We start from the raw sequence: 2,365 nt of genomic DNA, 5'->3' as shown, positions 1-2,365 counted from the left end.
TGTGTAATGCAAAATAGGAGTGCAGAAGTGTGCAACGGAAACGTACACAACTCTGCACTCCTATTTTAGAAAAGAAAAAGGACTTGCCAGCAACCATAATCTCACCCTAACGTTTAAGTTGCGACACAAGAACGTTAGGAGATGGAAGGAATGCTAGCAATGTCCGATATCAATTGTATCAAATATCTGAGAAACCACAAATCACATTCGATCAATCGAATCGCTAAAAATCTAGACCTCAACTGGAGGACGGTAAAAAAATACGCGGATTCAGCTCAACTGCCGAGTGAAACCATTCGCCCCAAGAGAGGCATGATGTACGGAACGAAATGGGGCGAGATGGTCGAGGATTGGTTGACCGAGGATCAAATGCTTCAGAAAAAGTTAAGACGAACGAATAAAAAGCTTTATGAAACGCTGGTGGCGAACGGATTCGAGGGTTCTTACCGGACGGTCTGCAATTTCATCAAGAGCTGGCATATGACGAGCGAGGAGGAAAACGACACAAGGCAAGAACGATTGCAACACCCTCCGGGTGAGGCACAGGTAGATTTCGGGACGATGGAAGTCGTCAAAGATAGTCATGCGGTCGATGTAAAATGCCTCGTCATGAGCCTGCCCTTCAGTAACCGCACAGCAGCTGTCGCCCTGCCCGCAGAAAACCAAGAGTGCTTTTTGACGGGACTCAAAATGCTTTTTGAAGAAATCGGTGGTGTACCGCAACAGCTCAGAATCGATAATCTCCCCGCCGCAGTCATCCAACCACGAACGACAAAAGAAGAGGCGATCTATACAGATGCTTTCCTGCAGTTCATGGCACATTACGGCTTCCAAGTTCAAAGCTGTAATCCTTACAGAGGTAACGAGAAAGGAAGTGTCGAGAACAAGGTAGGATACGTTCGGTACAATTTTCTTGTCCCAGCCCCTGTCATGCATGATTACGATTCGACGAACCGGCAACTCGCAGCTTCCCTACGGGATGACATGGAGAGAGTGCATTACGAAAAGCATGTGCTGATCCGTGAGTTGTTCGAAGAAGAGCAGAGACATCTATTGCGATTGCCGCAAGAAGACTTCCCCGTCTTCAAAGAAGAACTGTTCAAGGTGAACAAGTACGGCGAAATAACGATCGATAAGACGAAAGTCTTGATCCCTTCAGGGGCTCGTCATGGGCAAGTACGCGCCATCTTAAGGTGGGATTCGATGAAGATTCTCTCACTTCACGGAGAAATCCTCTACGAAGAAAAACGTCCCTACATGATGACAAAGCGTGCGCTCCCATGGGAAAACATCATCAGCACTTGGCACAAGAAGCCGAGAAGCTTCGGGCACTCCCGTTATTCCGAATATCTGCCGGGTAGAATCAAAGAGTACCTGGGCGTACCCAACTTACTCGTTCGGCAGGAAAGACTGGCCTGGATCCGAGCCAAGCTCGCACTCTATCCAATCCTCGAGATCAATGAACGCCTATACGAGCTACTGAGCGAGGACGACGATCCAGCCGTGGTTGAGGACCATCCTTATGATGTGGATTGGAGCAAGTACGATAGCCTGAATCGGCCTTGGGGAGAAGGTGGTGCAGTATGAGCCTAAAAGAAATGTGCAAATCGCTCCGCCTTGCCTATGTCGCTGAAATCTATGAATCGATTCCAACGGAATCCCCTGAAAAGTTTCTCACGGAGCTTTTCTCGATGGAAATGCGCCTCCGCGAGGAAGCGAAAGCGCAACGGTTAATCAAAAAGGCAAAATTCATCAACAATAAGTCACTAGACGACTATCATTGGGGCAATCACATCTACTTCCCAAAGCATTTAGATAAGGACGAACTGACCTCACTGAATTTCGTCGAGCACTCACAGAACGTCGTTCTGACAGGGTCCCCGGGTACAGGAAAGACCCATTTGGCCATCGGGCTCGGGAGAGAAGCTTGTCACAAAGGTTATGAGGTGAGGTTCTTCCGGGTCTCTGAACTCGTCGAGCAACTTAACAAGGCCTGGCGGGATGGAAAACTAGGCAACTTCCATTCTCGTCTCGAGTCGGCAGATATGATTATTTTAGATGAGATGGGATATCTCCCTCTCACAAAAGAATCTGCGGAACTTCTGTTTCATCTCATCACCGACTGGTACGAGCGAAAGAGCCTGATCATCACATCCAACCTTGAGTTCAGCCAATGGAATCGCATCTTTGGCGACGCGCGCTTGACTGCGGCACTCGTCGATCGCGTCATCCATCACGCTCACATACTAAACTTTACAGGTGACAGTTATCGTGTCACGCATGCGTTGTCGAAACACTAAAACCCAGCTGGCAAAGTTCTGTACTTTTCGTTGCATTATTGTGCACATTTGTATTGCAAAATACA

General features: G+C 48.0%; 2 protein-coding genes. Both read left to right on the top strand.

The features are described 5' to 3' along the window. Positions 1–150 precede the first annotated feature (150 nt). Entirely contained in the window at positions 151–1,587 is a 1,437-nt protein-coding gene (istA, locus tag KNP82_RS15365; protein ID WP_029595511.1) for an IS21 family transposase, read from the top strand. Continuing rightward, a complete protein-coding gene (istB, locus tag KNP82_RS15360) occupies positions 1,584–2,300 on the top strand; it encodes an IS21-like element helper ATPase IstB (RefSeq protein ID WP_029595512.1) in 717 nt (238 codons plus the stop codon). Before istA ends, istB begins: the two co-directional genes overlap by 4 nt. Positions 2,301–2,365: the final 65 nt, after the last annotated feature.

This window comes from Exiguobacterium sp. s26 (genome assembly GCF_018618235.1).
Classification (GTDB): Bacteria; Bacillota; Bacilli; order Exiguobacteriales; family Exiguobacteriaceae; genus Exiguobacterium; species Exiguobacterium chiriqhucha.
This window is presented reverse-complemented; position numbering and strand designations above follow the sequence as displayed.

What these genes read in the sequence shown, in the direction of transcription:
- istB (WP_029595512.1), top strand. Translation starts at nt 1,584, where the DNA reads ATGAGCCTAAAAGAAATGTGCAAATCGCTCCGCCTTGCCTATGTCGCT.
- istA (WP_029595511.1), top strand. Translation starts at nt 151, where the DNA reads ATGCTAGCAATGTCCGATATCAATTGTATCAAATATCTGAGAAACCAC.